Annotated in this window: 17 protein-coding genes; 10 read left to right on the top strand and 7 right to left on the bottom strand. The window is 65.5% G+C overall.

Translation table 11 applies throughout. The annotated features are described in order from the left end of the window. Window positions 1–178 precede the first annotated feature (178 nt). The 5 genes from KXC42_RS20955 to KXC42_RS20935 all read left to right on the top strand — a co-directional run bounded on the left by KXC42_RS20955 (window position 179) and on the right by KXC42_RS20935 (window position 5,529). Window positions 179–1,120 carry an Ig-like domain-containing protein gene (locus KXC42_RS20955; RefSeq protein WP_006553674.1) on the top strand — a complete coding sequence of 314 codons (942 nt, stop codon included), beginning with the start codon at window positions 179–181 and terminating at the stop codon, window positions 1,118–1,120. 115 nt (window positions 1,121–1,235) lie between these two features. Further along, window positions 1,236–2,162 (top strand): carbohydrate ABC transporter permease, encoded by a 927-nt coding sequence (locus KXC42_RS20950; RefSeq protein WP_052040160.1) that lies wholly within the window; start codon window positions 1,236–1,238, stop codon window positions 2,160–2,162. Next, window positions 2,159–3,052, top strand: a complete 894-nt coding sequence (locus tag KXC42_RS20945) for a carbohydrate ABC transporter permease (protein WP_006553672.1) — start codon at window positions 2,159–2,161, stop codon at window positions 3,050–3,052. Before KXC42_RS20950 ends, KXC42_RS20945 begins: the two co-directional genes overlap by 4 nt. Before the next feature lie 18 nt (window positions 3,053–3,070). Further along, a complete protein-coding gene (locus KXC42_RS20940; protein ID WP_373922169.1) occupies window positions 3,071–4,405 on the top strand; it encodes an ABC transporter substrate-binding protein in 1,335 nt (444 codons plus the stop codon). Between the two features lie 11 nt (window positions 4,406–4,416). Continuing rightward, window positions 4,417–5,529: an ABC transporter ATP-binding protein gene (locus KXC42_RS20935; RefSeq protein WP_006553670.1), complete on the top strand. Its 1,113-nt coding sequence runs from the start codon at window positions 4,417–4,419 to the stop codon at window positions 5,527–5,529. Here the strand turns inward: KXC42_RS20935 and KXC42_RS20930 are convergent. The 3 genes from KXC42_RS20930 to KXC42_RS20920 are packed head-to-tail and all read right to left on the bottom strand — an operon-like array spanning window position 5,495 to window position 7,120. After that, window positions 5,495–5,983, bottom strand: a complete 489-nt coding sequence (locus KXC42_RS20930) for an SRPBCC domain-containing protein (protein WP_219129533.1) — start codon at window positions 5,981–5,983, stop codon at window positions 5,495–5,497. The two genes, KXC42_RS20935 and KXC42_RS20930, sit on opposite strands and share 35 nt — an antisense overlap. A gap of 3 nt (window positions 5,984–5,986) precedes the next feature. Beyond that, entirely contained in the window at window positions 5,987–6,328 is a 342-nt protein-coding gene (locus tag KXC42_RS20925) for a helix-turn-helix transcriptional regulator (protein ID WP_006553668.1), read from the bottom strand. Window positions 6,329–6,358: 30 nt separating this feature from the next. Then, window positions 6,359–7,120: a DeoR/GlpR family DNA-binding transcription regulator gene (locus KXC42_RS20920; RefSeq protein WP_019290809.1), complete on the bottom strand. Its 762-nt coding sequence runs from the start codon at window positions 7,118–7,120 to the stop codon at window positions 6,359–6,361. Window positions 7,121–7,326: 206 nt separating this feature from the next. On the opposite strand from KXC42_RS20920, the gene fgd reads away from it, so the two are divergent. From fgd to KXC42_RS20905, 3 genes are read left to right on the top strand one after another with little or no spacing between them, the layout of a single operon-like run. Next, window positions 7,327–8,331, top strand: coding sequence for a glucose-6-phosphate dehydrogenase (coenzyme-F420) (fgd, locus tag KXC42_RS20915; RefSeq protein WP_138844654.1), 1,005 nt, complete (start codon window positions 7,327–7,329; stop codon window positions 8,329–8,331). Window positions 8,332–8,351: 20 nt separating this feature from the next. Further along, window positions 8,352–10,004: a glucose-6-phosphate isomerase gene (gene pgi / locus KXC42_RS20910; RefSeq protein ID WP_112320127.1), complete on the top strand. Its 1,653-nt coding sequence runs from the start codon at window positions 8,352–8,354 to the stop codon at window positions 10,002–10,004. Between the two features lie 3 nt (window positions 10,005–10,007). After that, entirely contained in the window at window positions 10,008–10,307 is a 300-nt protein-coding gene (locus KXC42_RS20905; protein ID WP_219129532.1) for a WhiB family transcriptional regulator, read from the top strand. Between the two features lie 13 nt (window positions 10,308–10,320). Here KXC42_RS20905 and KXC42_RS20900 read toward each other — a convergent pair whose 3' ends face one another. After that, window positions 10,321–11,724: a PLP-dependent aminotransferase family protein gene (locus KXC42_RS20900; protein ID WP_033096347.1), complete on the bottom strand. Its 1,404-nt coding sequence runs from the start codon at window positions 11,722–11,724 to the stop codon at window positions 10,321–10,323. Window positions 11,725–11,761: 37 nt separating this feature from the next. On the opposite strand from KXC42_RS20900, the gene KXC42_RS20895 reads away from it, so the two are divergent. Continuing rightward, window positions 11,762–12,643 (top strand): DMT family transporter, encoded by an 882-nt coding sequence (locus tag KXC42_RS20895; RefSeq protein WP_219129531.1) that lies wholly within the window; start codon window positions 11,762–11,764, stop codon window positions 12,641–12,643. Between the two features lie 125 nt (window positions 12,644–12,768). Next, entirely contained in the window at window positions 12,769–14,187 is a 1,419-nt protein-coding gene (locus KXC42_RS20890) for a DUF4038 domain-containing protein (RefSeq protein WP_219129530.1), read from the top strand. Between the two features lie 28 nt (window positions 14,188–14,215). Here KXC42_RS20890 and KXC42_RS20885 read toward each other — a convergent pair whose 3' ends face one another. From KXC42_RS20885 to KXC42_RS20875, 3 genes are all read right to left on the bottom strand, one after another. Beyond that, window positions 14,216–14,866: a TetR/AcrR family transcriptional regulator gene (locus KXC42_RS20885; RefSeq protein WP_219129529.1), complete on the bottom strand. Its 651-nt coding sequence runs from the start codon at window positions 14,864–14,866 to the stop codon at window positions 14,216–14,218. A 401-nt stretch (window positions 14,867–15,267) separates the two neighbouring features. Further along, a complete protein-coding gene (locus KXC42_RS20880; protein WP_006553751.1) occupies window positions 15,268–15,456 on the bottom strand; it encodes a ferredoxin in 189 nt (62 codons plus the stop codon). Next, window positions 15,453–16,745 carry a cytochrome P450 gene (locus KXC42_RS20875; RefSeq protein ID WP_006553750.1) on the bottom strand — a complete coding sequence of 431 codons (1,293 nt, stop codon included), beginning with the start codon at window positions 16,743–16,745 and terminating at the stop codon, window positions 15,453–15,455. The genes KXC42_RS20880 and KXC42_RS20875 overlap by 4 nt, the downstream gene beginning before the upstream one ends. Between the last annotated feature and the right edge of the window lie 553 nt (window positions 16,746–17,298).

Below are 17,298 nucleotides of genomic sequence, written 5' to 3'. Positions count from 1 at the left end.
CCCGCGCCGTGGCCGTCCGCATTCGTAATAGACCACTCGGTCCGCTGAACTGGGAAAACGCCGAGACCGTCCGCATTCGAATTGCCCGTCCGTAACCGTCCTGTGTCTAATGAACGGGTACGAGCACGCCGCGCAGGGGAAGTAAGGCGCGGCGCACCGCTGAACGATGGGTTGTGGAATGTTCGAAAAGCGAGCTTTGTCGAACGGTCGCCGCACGGGCCGCCGATCTGCGCGGATCGGTGCTGCACTCGTGGGCGCAGCCGCCGTGGCACTGGCCACCGCCGGTCCTGCGAGCGCGGCACCGCTGTGGCCCGGTGGGCCCGAGGTGCCGAGTGTCCAAGAGCTGATCGAAGGGCTCACGCCGCCCGGGGTGACGCCGCCGCAGCTTCCGCCCCAGCTCGCTCCCGAGCCGGCCGCCCCGTTCTCCGCTCCGTCCGTCAACCCGTCGAACGGGGAGACGGTGGGTGTCGCGCAGCCGATCATCATCCGCTTCAACGAGGCCGTCGGAGATCGTGCAGCCGCCGAACGCGCCATCCGCATCACCACGCAGCCGCCCGTCGACGGGCACTTCTACTGGGCGTCGAACACGCAGGTCCGCTGGAAGCCGTTCGAGTTCTGGCCCGCGAACACCGCGGTGACCGTGAAGGCCGGCGACACTCAGTCGTCGTTCACCATCGGTGACGCTCTGGTGACGGTCGCCGACAACAACACCAAGACCATCACCGTCACCCGTAACGGCGAGGTCGTCCGCACCATGCCGACGTCCTTCGGCAAGCCCGGCCACGACACCCCGAACGGCACGTACATCGTCGGTGAGAAGTACCGCGACATGTACATGGACTCGTCGACCTACGGGGTGCCCGTCGACAGCCCCGAGGGATATCGCACCTACGTCGAGTACGCGACGCGGATGTCAAACAGCGGCATCTTCCTCCACGCCGCACCGTGGTCGGTCGGCGCGCAGGGCAACACCAACGTCAGCCACGGTTGCCTCAACGTGAGCACCGAGGACGGCAAGTGGTTCTACGAGAACGCCAAGAAGGGCGATCCGGTGATCGTGCAGAACACGGCCGGTGGAACCCTCAACGGCTGGGACGGTCTCGGCGACTGGAATCTCTGACACCGACGCACATCTCCGACGCCCCCTGCTTCCGGTTCGTAACGTTCGTCCGGAATAGCAGGGGGCGTCGCCCTTTCGTAACCCATGGTTCGTTCTGTCGGCACACACTGCTCCGGTGTCACCGAGTCCGGAACGAACCCTGCCGCAACACGAACGCGGCCTCCGCCACCGCCCGTGGCGCGATTACGCGCTCTTCGCGGCATTGGTCGGGCCCAATCTCGCGCTGTTGATCCTGTTCACCTACCGGCCTCTCGCCGACAACATCCGGCTCTCCTTCTTCGAGTGGAACATCGCGAGCCCGAACTCGACCTTCGTCGGACTCGCCAACTACCGAGAATGGTTCACGCGTCCCGACAGTTGGGAGATCGTCGGCAACACCATCGTGTTCACCGTGGCGACCGTTGCCGGTTCGATGGCACTGGGACTCGGGCTCGCACTGCTTCTGGACCGTAGGCTCCATGGACGCAATCTCGTCCGGTCGGCGCTGTTCGCACCGTTCGTCATCTCCGGTGCGGCCGTCGGAATCGCCTTCCAGTTCGTCTTCGATCCGAACTTCGGTCTGGTGCAGGACGTCCTGACCCGGGTGGGAATTCCGACGCCGGACTTCTACCAGGACTCCAACTGGGCGTTGGTGATGGTGACCCTGACGTACATGTGGAAGAATCTCGGCTACACATTCGTCATCTATCTCGCTGCACTGCAGGGACTCCGGCCCGAGTTGAGCGAAGCCGCCGCCATCGACGGTGCCTCCCGGGGAACGAGCTTCCGGCGCGTCGTCCTTCCGCAATTGCGGCCCACCACCTACTTCCTGTCGATCACCGTGCTGCTCAATTCGTTCCAGGTCTTCGACATCATCAACGTCATGACTCGTGGGGGTCCGTTGGGGACCGGCACGACCACGATGGTCTACCAGATCTACGACGAGTCGTTCCGCAACTTCCGTGCCGGCTACGGCGCCACCGTTGCCACCATCATGTTCCTGGTACTGCTCGCGGTGACCGTTTATCAGGTGCGCATCATGGACCGAGGAGGTCACTCGTGACCGCTGTCGCGGAGAAGTCTGTCGTGCACCTGGTCGCACCCGCGGACGAAACGCGTTCGCACCGAAGACGAGAGCGCGCCGTCACGGCTCTGGCCTATGTCGCCATGGTGCTCGTGCTGCTGGTGGTGGCTCTGCCCTTGTACTGGATTGTCGTGACATCGTTCAAGGAGCGGCCCGACATCTACACGCTGCCGGTGACCTGGTGGCCGAGCGTCTTCCATCCGCAGAACTACACGGAGGCAACCGAATCTGTGCCGTTCGGGTTGTTCCTGCGCAACTCGATCGTCATCACGACGATACTGGCGACGGTGAAGTTCGTCCTCGGAGTGTTCAGTGCGTTCGGTCTCGTGTTCCTGCGGTTCCCCGGCAAGAACATCGTCTTCCTCGGCATCATCGCCGCGCTGATGGTGCCGAACCAGATCACCGTCATCTCCAATTATGCGCTCGTCGCGGACTGGGGTTGGCGCAACACCTTCCAGGGCATCATCGTGCCGTTGGCAGGCGTGGCCTTCGGAACGTTCCTCATGCGCAACCATTTCCTGTCCATTCCGGCCGAGATCATCGAAGCCGCACGGATGGACGGAGCGGGCCCGTTCCGGCTGCTGTGGCGCGTGGTCCTCCCCGTATCCGGCCCGACCATGGTCGCGTTCGCGCTCATCACCGTCGTGAACGAGTGGAACGAGTATCTATGGCCGTTCCTGATGGCCGACGACGCATCCGTTGCGCCGTTACCGATCGGGCTGACACAACTCCAGAACAACGACGGTGTCACGAACTGGGGTCCGGTCATGGCCGGCACCGTGCTCGCGATGCTGCCGATTCTCGTGATTTTCCTTGTGCTGCAAAAGCACATGATCAAGGGCCTCACCTCCGGTGCGGTCAAGGGCTGAATCCTCAGGGAGCTGGGAATGGACATCAGGAACATCGACAGGCGTCGTTTCCTCGGGCTGACCGGTCTCGTGGCTGCGAGCGCTGCGCTGACCGCATGTGCAGGGACGGGCGGTGGCTCGTCCCAGACTTCGGGAACGGGATCGGTATCCGGCGATGCATCGCGGATCAGCTTCTGGTCCAACCACCCCGGCAAATCCCAGGACGTGGAGAAGGAGCTGATCCGGCGGTTCCAGGACGCGAACCCGGGCATCACGGTCGATCTCATCGACGGTGGCAAGAACTACGAGGAGGTCTCACAGAAGTTCAACGCCGCGCTCTCCGGCGGCGACCTGCCCGACGTGGTCGTGCTGTCGGACGTGTGGTGGTTCAACTATGCGATCACCGGTGCGATCACCCCGCTCGACGATCTGTTCCGCGAGGTGGGAGTGGACACCGGCGACTACGTCGATTCCCTGCTCGCGGACTATCTCTACGAGGGGAGTCACTTCGCTCTTCCGTACGCGCGGTCGACTCCGCTGTTCTACTACAACAAGCAGGTGTGGCAGCAGGCCGGACTTCCCGATCGCGGACCCGACACCTGGGAGGAGTTCGACGAGTGGGGTCCCCGCATCCAGGGGGTGGTCGGCGACGGCAGGCTCGCGCACGGCTGGGGCAACGCCAAGGATTACCTCGGATGGACCTTCGAGGGCCCGATCTGGACCTTCGGTGGTGCCTATTCCGACGGATGGGACCTGAAGTTCACCGACGAGAAGACGATTGCGGCAGGTGAATTCCTGAAGCGCATGATCCACGACAAGAAGTACGCCGCGGTGACGACCGATATCGCGAACGATTTCTCCGCCGGTCTCATCGCCTCCACGATCGCGTCCACGGGAGACCTGTCGGGTATCACGCAGAACGCGTCCTTCGAATTCGGGACGGCCTTCCTGCCGGCTCCCGAAGGCGTCGCGGGATGCCCCACCGGTGGTGCGGGTCTGGCGATTCCGTCCGGTATCTCCGACGAACGCAAGCGCAATGCCCTGAAGTTCGTCGAGTTCGTCACCAACGGCGACAACACCGCGTACTTCTCACAGAACATCGGTTACATGCCGGTCCGGAAGTCCGCGGTGGACAACCCCGCCATGAAGGAGTACCTCGAGGACAACCCCAACGCACGGACCGCGGTCGACCAGCTGGCCGTCACGCGCTCCCAGGACTACGCCCGGGTGTTCGTCCCCGGTGGCGATCAGATCATCGGGACCGGCCTGGAACGGATCGCACTGCAGAACGCCGACGTCGCAACGACCCTCGCCGACGTGCAGCAGCAGCTGCAGGCGGTCGTCGACAGGCAGATCACCCCCAACCTGAAGTAGAAGGAACACCATTGGCTGCCATCGCCTTCCGCAACGTCACCCATCGGTATCCCGGTGCCGATCGTCCTGCCGTGGACCGACTGGACCTCGACATCGAGGACGGGGAATTCCTCGTCCTCGTCGGGCCCTCGGGATGCGGCAAGTCGACGAGCCTGCGCATGCTCGCCGGTCTCGAGGCGGTCGACTCCGGGCGCGTGGAGATCGGTGGTCGTGACGTCACAGGACTGCCACCGAAGGCCCGTGACGTCGCGATGGTTTTCCAGAACTATGCGCTCTACCCGAACATGACCGTGGCGGAGAACATGGCTTTCGCTCTGCAGAACGCGGGGATGAAGAAGGACGAGCGCACGGCCCGAGTGCTCGAAGCCGCCCGGATGCTCGAACTGGAATCACTGCTGGACCGCAAGCCCGGAAAGCTGTCGGGTGGTCAGCGTCAGCGTGTCGCGATGGGGCGCGCGATCGTCCGTCACCCGGCAGTGTTCTGCATGGACGAGCCGCTTTCGAATCTCGATGCGAAACTGCGGGTCAGCACCCGCGCGCAGATCGCCGAGTTGCAGCGGTCGCTCGGCACCACCACCGTGTACGTGACCCACGACCAGGTCGAGGCGATGACGATGGGAGATCGTGTCGCCGTCCTGGAGAACGGCCGCCTTCAGCAGGTCGCGTCGCCTCGGAAGTTGTACGACGAGCCGGTGAACACCTTCGTCGCCGGGTTCGTGGGGTCGCCGGGGATGAACCTCGTCGAGGCAGCTGTACACGACGGGTACGCCGAACTCGGAGCGCTGCGAATCCGCGTTCCGCGTTCGGTGGATTCCGATCGCGTGGTGATCGGGGTCCGTCCGGAATCGTGGACGACCGTGGGGGCGTGGCGATCCGACTCCTGGTCGCTACGGACGGTCCTGGTCGAGGAACTCGGTGCCGAGTCGTTCGTGTACGCGGTGCCGAAGGACACCGTGGACGGAGATGCCGACAGGATCGTCGTCCGGTGGGATCGGCATGTGCCCGTCTCGTCGGGTTCCGAGATCCACGTGATCCCGAAACCCGACGAGGTGTACTTCTTCTCCGCACGGACCGGGGTTCGGCTCGGTGCTACTGCTCCGCTACCAATGCGTCGATCTGGTTGATGGCGGACGAGGCGCCCTCGACCACGCCCATGTCCAGAACCTGCTGGAGCGCTTCGGCGCTCTCGTAGGTGCTGACATAGGTTGCCCGCGTGCCGCCCTCGAACTCCTCGAAACTGTAGACGCACCGTGAGACGGGTAGTTCCGGTTTCGGGGTGAAGTCCGGCTCCGCGAAGCCGTCCAGGAACGAGAAGCCCGTCGGTTCGTCGACGGTCGTGATATCCCAGTAGCCGGCGTACTTCTCACCATCGGGGCCGGTCATGAAGTAGGTGGTACGGGTGCCGGGCTTCAGATTGTGGTCGACCACCGTCGCGGGGAAGGTCGGGGGTCCCCAGATCTTCTCCAGCTGAAGGGGATCGGCGTAGACCTGCCAGATGCGGGACACCGGGGCGACGAACTCCGCGGTGATGGTCAGGGTCGGCTGGTCGGAGTCGTGCCGGACGTCGGTTACAGGCATTTCTCAGCCTTCCTCGGAGGATTCGGATGCGATGAGTTCGTCGATGCGCGCGATGCGACCGCGCCAGAGCTGCTCCATCTCGGTGAGCATGGACGCCACCGACCGCACTGCCGCCACGTCACCACTGGCCAACTGCTCGCGACCGCTGCGTCGCTTCACGAGCAGACCGGCCTTCTCCAGCACGGCGACGTGTTTCTGTACTGCGGCGAAGGACATGTCGTAGTTCGCTGCGAGAGCGGACACCGAGTGCTCCCCGGCCAGGACGCGTCGCATGATGTCTCGTCGGGTCCGGTCGGAGAGCGCGTGGAACAGGGCATCGGCCCGGTCCTCGTCGTCTCCGCTCACATCCCAAATGTACAACCGAATGATTGTATGTCAAGAGTTCGAAGCGATCACGAGTCGGTCGCCGTAGGCTGCCCGCTTCTCCTCGTCGAGGCCGCCGTCGGTGACGATGCACGAGACCTCGTCGAGGCTCGCGACCCGGGCGAGCGCGCGCTCTCCGAACTTCGAACGATCCGCCACGACGATCGTCTTCTCGGCCGACCGGATCATCGCCCGCTTGATCGGGATCTCCAGCGTGTTGGTGTTGGTGATGCCGGCAGTGGGGTGCACGGCGTCGGCACCGAGGAACGCCCAGTCGGCCGAGTAGTCCGAGAGGAACTGCACGGCATGGTCGCCGACCAGGGTGTAGACCGAGCCGAGGAGCTCGCCTCCGGACACGAGAAGCCGGACATCGGGAAATGCCGCAACGTATTTCGCGATACGCAGGTCATTGGTGAGGACCGTCAGTGACGCCTTGTGTCGCAGTGCGACCGCTACCTCGTAGGTTGTGGATCCACTGTCGAGCACCACGCTGTCGCCGTCGGACACCATGGCGGCCGCTACCGCCGCGATCGCCACCTTCTCCTCACGGCGTACGTCCTTCTCGAGGGCGTACGGCACCTCGAGGCCCGCGCCCTCGACCGCTCGGGCGCCCCCGTGCGTGCGCTCGACCTTCCCTTCACGGGCGAGCGAATCGAGGTCGCGACGGATCGTGGACGCGTCGACGCCGAGATCGGCCGAGAGGGTCTTCGCATCGACATATCCGTCGGCGAGGATTCGGTGGAAGATTTCACGTCGCCGTGCGGTCGCTGACACGATTGCTCCTAGGGCTCTGGGCACTCGAATTTCTGGGTACTCGGACGCCGTGGTCGGGGGTCGGTGCACGACCATAACGCACGGGCGACACACCTTTGCGTGGATATTGACACTGTCTGCGCTCAGTGTGCATGATTTCGTGCAGGATTTGCGCGATAGTGCGTGATCGTTTCGCTGGCACCACGTTGTTCGGAGGTTGCACGGTAATGCTGAAGTTGGGATACAAGGCGTCGGCGGAGCAGTTCGGGCCGCGCGAGCTGGTGGAGTTGGGTGTGTTGGCCGAGGCGCACGGGATGGATTCGGCGACGGTGTCGGATCATTTCCAGCCGTGGCGGCACAACGGTGGGCATGCGCCGTTCTCGTTGGCGTGGATGACCGCCGTGGGGGAGCGCACCGAAAGGTTGCAGCTGGGCACGAGTGTGCTCACGCCGACGTTCCGGTACAACCCGGCGGTGATCGCGCAGGCCTTCGCGACGATGGGGTGTCTGTATCCGGGACGGATCTTCCTCGGGGTCGGCACCGGCGAAGCACTCAACGAGATCGCCACCGGCTACGCCGGCCAGTGGCCGGAGTTCAAGGAACGCTTCGCCCGGCTGCGCGAATCGGTGCGGTTGATGCGTGAGCTGTGGCGCGGGGACCGGGTCGATTTCGAGGGCGAGTACTACACCACCAAGGGGGCGTCGATCTACGACGTGCCCGAAGGCGGCATCCCGGTCTACGTCGCCGCCGGCGGCCCGGTCGTGGCCCGCTATGCCGGACGCGCGGGGGACGGGTTCATCTGCACCTCCGGCAAGGGCATGGAGCTCTACACCGACAAGCTGTTGCCGGCCGTCGCCGAGGGGGCGGAGAAGGCCGAGCGGGATGTGGCGGGGATCGACAAGATGATCGAGATCAAGATCTCGTACGACACAGATCCGGACAAGGCGTTGGAGAACACCCGGTTCTGGGCGCCGCTGTCGCTCACGCCGGAGCAGAAGCATTCGATCGATGATCCGATGGAGATGGAGGCGGCGGCGGATGCGTTGCCGATCGAGCAGGTCGCCAAGCGGTGGATCGTGGCGTCGGATCCGGACGAGGCGGTCGAGCAGGTCAGGGCGTATGTCGATGCGGGGTTGAATCATCTGGTGTTCCATGCGCCGGGTCATGATCAGAAGCGGTTCCTGGAGTTGTTCGAGCGCGACCTCGCCCCGCGCCTGCGCGCACTGGCGTGACGAAAGGCGTTGGCAGAAACATGGATACGGAAACACAGGATGTGACGACCACGGAGGCCTGGCGAGCCCTCGATGCCCATCGCGACGAGATCGCCGCGGTGTCCCTGCGGGAGCTGTTCGCGATCGAACCGCAGCGCGCGCAGGCGTTGACCTCGCACGCCGGGGATCTGGTGGTCGACTTCAGCAAACAACGTCTCACCGGTCGCACTCTCGAACTGCTCCTCCAGCTGGCGGAGCAGACGGGTGTGGCCGCGGCTCGGGAGGCGATGCTCTCGGGTGCGCACATCAACGTCACCGAGGATCGGGCGGTGCTGCACACCGCCCTGCGTCTGCCCCGCGATGCGCAGTTGATCGTCGACGGGGTCGATGTCGTCGCCGATGTCCATGCCGTGCTCGACCGGATGGGCGAGTTCACCGACCGCCTCCGCAGCGGCGACTGGCGCGGCGCCACCGGGCAGCAGATCACCACGGTGGTCAACATCGGCATCGGCGGCTCCGATCTCGGCCCGGCAATGGTCACCCGCGCACTGCGGCGCTTCCACGACGGGCCGGCGACGCGGTTCGTCTCCAACGTCGACCCCGCCGATCTGACCGCGGCGCTGGCCGACCTGGACCCGGCGACGACCGTGTTCATCGTCGCGTCGAAGACGTTTTCCACCCTCGAAACCCTCTCCAACGCCACCGCCGCCCGCCGCTGGCTCGTCGACGCCCTCGGGGAAGATGCGGTGGCGAAGCATTTCGTCGCGGTGTCGACGCACACCGAGCGGGTGGTCGAGTTCGGCATCGACCCGGCGAACATGTTCGAGTTCTGGGACTGGGTCGGCGGCCGTTATTCGGTCGGCTCGGCGATCGGGCTGGCGGTGATGTGCGCCATCGGACGCGAGCGGTTCGCCGAGTTCCTCGCCGGCATGCACACCATCGACACCCACTTCGCCACCACCGCCCCGGCACAGAACGCACCGTTGCTGGCGGGGGTGATCGGGGTGTGGAATGCGAGCATCCTCGGTTATCGGTCGCGCGCGGTGGTGCCCTATGCGCAGGATCTGGCGCGGCTGCCGGCCTATCTGCAGCAGCTGACCATGGAATCGAACGGCAAATCCGTGCGCGCCGACGGCACACCGGTGGTGTGTCCGACCGGGGAGGTGTTCTGGGGTGAGCCCGGTACCAACGGTCAGCACGCCTTCTTCCAGCTGTTGCACCAGGGCACCGAGATCGTCCCCGTCGACTTTCTCGGCCTGGCCCGTAGCGGCGACGACCTGCCGGCGCGCGACGGGCGGACCAGCATGCAGGTGTTGTTGCTGGCGAACATGTTCGCCCAGGCCAAAGTGTTGGCCTTCGGGCGTGATGCCGACGAGGTCCGCGCCGACGGCGTCGACGAGGCGTTGGTGGCGCACAAGGTGATGCCCGGGGATCGGCCGTCGACGACGATCCTCGCCCCGGAACTGACCCCGTCGGTGGTCGGGCAGATCATCGCCTTCTACGAACATCAGACCTTCGTCCAAGGCGTCGTGTGGGGGATCGACTCGTTCGACCAGTGGGGCGTCGAACTCGGCAAGACCCAGGCCACCGCCCTGCAGACGGTGCTCGCCGGCGACGAGATCCCAGAGACCGGCGACGCGTCCACCGACCACCTGATCGAGGTCTACCGCACCCTGCGCAACGGAGGGAGATAGGACATGCCCGCGCTGAAGTTGCTCTATCTGCCGCCTCCCGTTACCGAGGAATGGGATTGGCAGATGGACGCGGCTTGTCGCGACGCAGACGGATCGTTGTTCTTCCACCCGGACAACGAGCGGGGCGACGCGAGGGAGAACCGGATGGCCTCGGCCAAGAAGATCTGCGCTCGTTGTCCGGTGCGGGAGAAGTGCCTGCAGTACGCCCTCGATTCCGGTGAACGCTACGGGATCTGGGGTGGGCTCACAGAGGACGAACGCACTCGGGTGAGGAAGGCCCGCCGGCGCCGCACGAGCCGGTGACGTCCGCTCGCCCTCACCCGCCGGAGACGACTTTTCCGATGACCCGCGCGGCCTCCCGGAAGGCCGCCGGATTCGGTCCTGCGTAGTTGAGCCGGAGGTACTGACCGGTGGGCTCCGCCGGGAACCACTCGTCACCTGCCGCGACGAGCACCCCGGCGGCCTCGCACTCGTGCGCGACGGCCTCGGCGTCGACGTCGTCCGGGAGCCTGCCCCACAGGTTGAGCCCACCGGACGGCAGCCCGTCGACAGCCACATCCGGTGCGAGCTCACGAAGTTCGCTCACGAGAAGGTTGCGGCGCGATTCGAGCTCGCGCCGCACCGCCCGCAGATGGGTCTGCCATGCCGGCTGGGTGACGACGTCGAGCGCGACCGTCTGGAGAACGCCGCTCACATAGACGGATTCGGCCTGCACGTCGGCGAGGATGCGTTCGCGAGCCGGTCCACGCGCGACGATCGCCGCGACCCGCACCGACGGCGCGACACTCTTGGTCAGGGAGCGGACATAGACGACGTGGCCCGAATCGTCGCGGGCGAACAGCGGAACGGACGGGGCCGAGATCCCGAAGTCGTGGGCCCAGTCGTCCTCGATGACGAACGCTCCCGCATCGCGCACGACGTCGAGGACCCGCTCGCCGGTCGACGACGGCCATTGCGCCCCGGTGGGATTCGCGAAGTTCGGTTGTGCGTAGAAGGCGCGGGCCCGGGTCCGATCGAAGGCGCGGGCCAATTCGTCGGGATCGGGCCCGTTGGGTCCGCTGGAAACCGGTACGAGCTGCACGCCGGCCTTCGTGGCCGCGAGAATTGCACCCCAATAGGTCGGTGACTCCACGATGAGGGGATTACCGGCGCCGACGAGTGCGCGGAAGATCGACCCGAGCCCGCTCTGACTGCCGGGGGTGATGATCACGTCGCCCGCGGACGGCGGGGCCGTGCGCGCGTTCGTCGCTTCCGACAGCTCCGCGGCGAACCACTCCTGCAGTTCGGGAAGTCCTGCAGCAGGTGTCCGTCCTACGGCGGCGTCGCTGCGGGCTGCGCGTGAATATGCTCCGCGGACAAGGCGTTCGGGAAGCAGCGTGCGGTCGGGATAGCCGGAGTGGAGTGAGACCACATCGTTGGACACGGTGCGCAGGGCGGCGGAGGCGCGAGGCAACGAGGGAGCCGTTCCGAGCGCTTCCGTCTGCCAGCTGTGATCGATCGTGTTCGACGTGCGGATCCGGCGGACGAAGGTTCCCACACCGGTGCGACTCTCCACGAGACCCCGGGTCTGGAGTGTCTTCAATGCTTTCTGCACCGTGACGGGGCTGACGCCGTACTGCGCGACGAGCGATCTCGTCGACGGCAACCGGGCGCCGGGTGCTGCGGTGGCGATCCACCGGGTCAGTTCCGCGACGAGCTGGGAACTGCTACTGTTCGACATGAGATTGAAGAGTAGCGCTATCGTGTCCGGCAGGCCAGTGCTATCGTCCGATCCTCGCGGGCTCGCCTGGGGTCTGCTCGGCGTCGCAGGATTCTCCCTGACCGTGCCGCTCACCCGCATCGCCGTCGAGAACGGGGCGATGTCACCGCTGTTCGTCGCCGCCGGCCGCGCGGTCGTCGCGGCGGTTCTCGCCGCTCTGGCGCTCGCGCTCACGGGGCAACGACTCCCGAACACGCATCAGTGGCGCAGGATCGCCGTCGTCACAGGTGGGGTGGTGATCGGATTCCCCATGCTCACCTCGTACGCCCTGACCATGGCACCGGCGAACCACAGCGCGATCGTCATCGCGATCCTTCCGGCTGCGACCGCGGTGGTCGCGGTGTTGCGGGCCCACGAACGGCCGCCCACCCCGTTCTGGGTCGCGGCGGGTGCGGGGACGGTCGCCGTCATGGCCTTCGCGGGCCTGCGTGGCGGAGGTTTCGCGGGATTCGGCCGAGCCGATCTGCTGTTGCTCGGCGCGGTGGTCGCCGCCGCCGTCGGTTACGCAGAAGGCGGGCTTCTGGCGCGGGAGATCGGTGCGTGGCAGACGATCTCGTGGGCACTGGTGCTGGGGTCACCGTTGATGGTGACACTCACCCTGGTCTCGCTCGCCGACGGACCGCCGCAGGGTGGGGTGACGCACTGGGCGTCGTTCGCGTACCTCGGCATCGTCAGCATGTTCCTCGGGTTCTTCGCGTGGTACCGAGGTCTGGCCATCGGGCCGATGGCTCGGGTCGGGCAGGTGCAACTGACCCAGCCGATCATGACGGTCGGCTGGGCCGCCTGGCTGCTGGGAGAACCATTGACATGGGCAGTGTTTGCGGGCGGTGCCGTCGTCGTGCTGTGCGCCGGCACCGCCGTCCGCGTCCGTCGGAATTGAACGTCGGTCCTTGTCGAGGAGGAAGTCCCCAGCGCGGGTTGTCGCCGACGACGGGTTCCGTGTTTTCGCTCGGAGCCACGATCTCCTCCGTAGCCTGGACGTACCACGGGCGCGGTGGGGTGACGATGAAACAGGCAGTCCTTGTGATGGTGTTGCTGCTGGTCGCGGCCTGTTCGAACGCGGGAGAGCAGGAACAGCGGACGAACGTCCCGGCGGTCGAAGCGGACTGCGATGCCGCCGACCATCGCTTCGTCTCGTCCGTCAGCGCCGACGGTCGCTATTTCGAGGATCAGTACGGCGATCCCGTCCTCGTCCGCGGTGACTCGCCGTGGTCGGGGATGGCCGACTGGTCGCCCGAGCAGGCCGAGCTGTACTTCACCGACCGCGAGAGCAACGGATTCAACGCATCGATCATGTCGGCGATCGTCGTGCCGGTGAACGGCGGGCCGAGCTACGAAGGCGCCACCTTCGACGGCATCGAACCGTTCGTCGACGGCGACATCACGCAGTGGAACGAGGCGTACTGGTCGCGCGTCGACGACTATCTCCGGATCGCGTGCCGCCACGGGAACACGGTGTTCCTGTATCCGATGGACGGATGGAATCTCACCCACGTGTTCGCCTCGACCACACCAGAGGAAGCCTTCGAATACGGCCGGAGATTCGCGCAGCGGTACACGGAATTCCCGAACATCGTCTGGATGACCGGCGGGGACTACTCACCGGAGGCGGAGGATCTCGCGGCCGGTGCCGAGTCGGATCTCGTGCTGCACGCGATGCTCGACGGGATCCGTGATGCCGGCTCCGACGCACCGTTCACGATCCAACTGGGGTGGGACAAGCTGCTGTCCACGGATCACCCGTTCTGGGAACCGGTCGTGGACTGGAACTTCGTCTACACCTACGCGCCCACCTATCAGGCCGTCCTGCAGGCCTACGAGCGTGCCGACGGAACCCGCGACCCGCGACCCGCACTGTTCTCGGAGGGCAACTACGAAGGTGAGAACAACCAGGAGGACACGGCACCGACCACCGACGAGACACTCCGACGTCAGGCGTTGTGGGCACTGACCTCCGGTTCGCCCGGCGAGTTCCGGGGTTCCGACGACTGGGAGTTCCCGGACGGGTGGGAAACCCGTCTGGATACTCCCGCTGTCGCACAGCTGCGAGCGATACGTGAACTGTGGCAGTCGTGGCCGTGGTGGGAGCTCGTGCCGGATATCGACGAACCGCTCGTCGTCGCAGGTCGCGGCACCCCGTGGACGAGTGACGAGATGATCGACGTTCTCGACGACGAGTACGTCACCGCTGCCCGGACACCCGACGGTTCACTCGCCGTCGTCTACCTTCCGACGCAGCGCACGATCCGGCTCGATCCTGCGTTGGTACCGGAGGAGGCGACCCTCGAGTGGGTCGACCCCGCCGACGCGACCGGGCCTCGGCAGCCGGCGACTTCCGACGAGAACGGCGACATCCCCATACCGGGGCCGAACACGGATGGAGACGGGGATTGGCTTCTCGTGATCACCGAGCGAGAGGGATGAACTTTGCTGTTCGAGAATGCTGCTCTCGTCAGCGGGCGGCGAATCCCTGCGAGCAGAAACTCCATACCTCGTCGGCCGAGATGTGAAGGGTCGTGGTGTCGTCGCCCCCGCTCGACTGGGCAATGGACATCACGGTCTGCATTGTCATGGCGGCCATTCGCTTCGCGTTCGTTCCCTCGCGAAGGCTGCCCTCGGCATCGACCTTCTCCATCAGCTCCGTGAACAGCGTGAGCATCGGTGCGTGTGCGACCTTCACCTCGGCAGGATGGGTGAGCACCAGCTGCGGCGCGAGGTCGGTGAACAGGGGTCGCGGGGCCGCCGGATCGGGTCGGGACGACTCGAACAGCAGTTCCACTGCGACGCGCAGCTGATCGAGAGGATCCTTCTCGTCGGCGGCAGCGGCACGGATCTGATCGGCAGAGCGGCTCAGAGCATCCTCGAAGAGTGCCAGCAACAGCTCGTGCTTACCGTCGAATTGTAGGTAGAAGCTGCGAAGCGACTGCTTCGACCGGTCGACAACTTCCTGAACCGTGAAGTCGGTGCTGCCCTTTTCCGCGATGATCGCCTGTGCGGCATCGAGAAAGCGCTGAACGCGCTGCTCGGCGCGCAGCTTCGCGGTCCGGATGGAACGCTCCACCGCGCGCTGCTTCCAGGCCGGCTCTTCGCTGGCGCCCGTCACTGCCCGGATCGCCCTGTGTCGCGTGGAGTGGACATGGGGACACTGTACCGGAGGATAGGGAGGCAACGCGGGGCCGTCCTTCCGCTTTCCGTCCCGACTCGAGACTGTTGCTATCAGAAAAAGAAACCTTGTTCTCATCCCGATACGGCTGATTCGGGGCCGGAAAGAGGCAAGTCGGAATGCGCACCCGGGACGGAATCCGCTGCCGTTCTCGCCATCCGCTGCGGCAATTCGCTGGTTGTCAGGATGGCCGTGAGACATCCTGACAACCAACGCGGGGATCGGAGCGCACCCGGCCCCCGTAGGCGGGTCATTCCCCGCAAGAGGCTCGGGAGGTGGATTCTCTGCTGGAGAATGGAAGGCCGGACGCCGGACCCGTCGAAGAACGGTGCGCTCTGATCTCAGTCGAGCCGGATCGCCCTTTCGGGGCAACCCCCTGCGGCCTCCCGCACGGAGTCCTGGTGTTCGGCCGGGACCTCGGACATCAGGGTGACGGCGTATCCGCCGTCGCTCAGGTCGAAGACCTCCGGGCAGGCCGCGAGGCAGACGCCGTGTCCGCGGCAGGCGTCGTCGTCGACGACGACCTTCACTTCGACTCACCTTCCGCCGGCGTGTACTCGAGGTGCAGGGCGAGCAGGCCACGCAGGATGAAGGTCGGCAGGTAACCGAACTTCCGGTCGTCCTCGGGGCCGTGCACCTTCTCGGAGATCCGGATCTCGCTGGTGCGCTCGAGCAGGCGCGCGATGCCCACGCGTCCTTCGGTTCGGGCGAGCGGGGCGCCAGGACACGAGTGCACGCCGCGACCGAACGCGATGTGGGTGCGTGCGTTGCGGCGATCGATGTCGAACTCGTTCGGGTCGGAGAACTGGCGCGGGTCGCGGTTGGCGGCGCCGTTGACCAGCATCATGATCGTGCCGGCCGAGACGTCGACCCCGCCGACGGTGGTGGGGGTCTTCGCGAGCCGGAAGTCGCCCTTGATCGGGCTCTCGAAACGCAGCGTCTCTTCGATGAAGTTCGGGATGCGATCGGGCTCGCTGCGCAGGGTCTTCTGGAGTTCGGGCTGCTCGGCGATGATCCGCAACGCGGAACTCAACAGACGCACGGTGGTCTCCTGGCCGGCGGAGAACACGTTCGCGGCGATACGCAGGACGTCGTCGACGGGCGGCAGGGTGCCGTCGGGGAAGGTTGCGGTGGCGAGACCCGTCAGCACGTCGTCGGTGGGGTTCGCGCGGCGGTCCTCGATGTACTGGCCGAACTTCTTGTACAGGAACTCGAGCGGGTTGAGCTTCAGCGTCTCACCCTCGGTGCTGCCGAGCGAGAAGCCTTTCTCCACTTGGATCTTCAGGCCCTCGATGAATTCTTGATGGTCACTCTCCGGCACGCCCAGCAGGTCGGCGATGACGAGCATCGCGAACGGAGCGGCGAAGCCGGTGATGTAGTCGCCCTCGCCTCGGGCGAGCAGATCGTCGAGGAGGCGGTCGGCGATGCGCTCGATGAAGGCCTCGTTCTCCTTGAGGCGCTTGGGCGTGATGAGCCGCATCAGCAGGCCGCGATGGTCGGTGTGCTGCGGGGGATCCATGGTGGGGAGCTGGTCGTTCATCGGCAGCGAGGGGCGGTGCTCCTCGATGAAGTCGGTGATGTCGTCGCTCTCGGGGCAGGCCGGAAGGCCGGAGAACGGACCGGTCACCGAGATGCACGACGAGAAGGTCTGCTCGTCGCTCAGGACCTGGATCGCCTCTTCGTAGCCGGTGACCATCATGACGTTGTGGTGGGGTTCGCGCGTGACCGGGCATCCCTCGCGCAGGGCGTCGTAGTAGGGGTACGGGTCCTCGACGAGTTCCGGATCGGTGAAGAAGTTCTTCGTCTCGATGTCGGTCATGGTTCCTCCCGGGGCAGGCGGTGGCTGTGATGGAGTTCGGCTTCGCCACGCGGCGTCGCGCGCTCGAGTCCGTATCTCGACCGCACATCCAACCACGGGTTCGAAAGTTGGGCGCGAGAGGATCTTTCGTGCATTTCGGACTTGTGATGGATAACGTGACGACGATCGATGTGCTGTGTTCGATCTTGAAATGTGTGTAACTGCAGAAGCGACAACATGCCCGTACTCGAGCCTCGGAAAGTTCGGGTACGGGCACGGGATGTGTTCATCGTCGGAATGTCCGATGGGTGACTTCACGCCGACGATGGGTCGGTAGAGTCGACGGGAGGAAGAGCGACGCGACGACCTTTGCATCACGTTGTATCCGCGGATTAGCACCTCGCTGTCGTCGGCGATGCTCACTTCCACACCGTCGCAGGGTTTTCCGACGTTCGTGGCGATCTGTTCGATGCGCACTGGGAAGCGGCCGACAAGGTGCTCTCGCGGCAAGCAGGCGCGCGGAAAATAGGGCGCAGGGGAAATCGGGACGGGTAGTTGTCACTGCAGCGCCGAC

The sequence above is a fragment of the Rhodococcus sp. LW-XY12 genome (assembly GCF_019317345.1).
GTDB classification, from domain to species: Bacteria; Actinomycetota; Actinomycetes; order Mycobacteriales; family Mycobacteriaceae; genus Rhodococcus; species Rhodococcus pyridinivorans.
Note: the sequence above shows the minus strand (reverse complement) of the source record. Positions and strands in the feature narration are given on the sequence as shown.

Excerpts from the sequence above, each read along its gene's own strand:
- KXC42_RS20955 (WP_006553674.1), top strand. The coding sequence starts at position 179 with ATGTTCGAAAAGCGAGCTTTGTCGAACGGTCGCCGCACGGGCCGCCGA.
- KXC42_RS20940 (WP_373922169.1), top strand. The coding sequence starts at position 3,071 with ATGGACATCAGGAACATCGACAGGCGTCGTTTCCTCGGGCTGACCGGT.
- KXC42_RS20930 (WP_219129533.1), bottom strand. The coding sequence starts at position 5,983 with ATGCCTGTAACCGACGTCCGGCACGACTCCGACCAGCCGACCCTGACC.
- fgd (WP_138844654.1), top strand. The coding sequence starts at position 7,327 with ATGCTGAAGTTGGGATACAAGGCGTCGGCGGAGCAGTTCGGGCCGCGC.
- pgi (WP_112320127.1), top strand. The coding sequence starts at position 8,352 with ATGGATACGGAAACACAGGATGTGACGACCACGGAGGCCTGGCGAGCC.
- KXC42_RS20905 (WP_219129532.1), top strand. The coding sequence starts at position 10,008 with ATGCCCGCGCTGAAGTTGCTCTATCTGCCGCCTCCCGTTACCGAGGAA.
- KXC42_RS20900 (WP_033096347.1), bottom strand. The coding sequence starts at position 11,724 with ATGTCGAACAGTAGCAGTTCCCAGCTCGTCGCGGAACTGACCCGGTGG.
- KXC42_RS20890 (WP_219129530.1), top strand. The coding sequence starts at position 12,769 with ATGAAACAGGCAGTCCTTGTGATGGTGTTGCTGCTGGTCGCGGCCTGT.
- KXC42_RS20875 (WP_006553750.1), bottom strand. The coding sequence starts at position 16,745 with ATGACCGACATCGAGACGAAGAACTTCTTCACCGATCCGGAACTCGTC.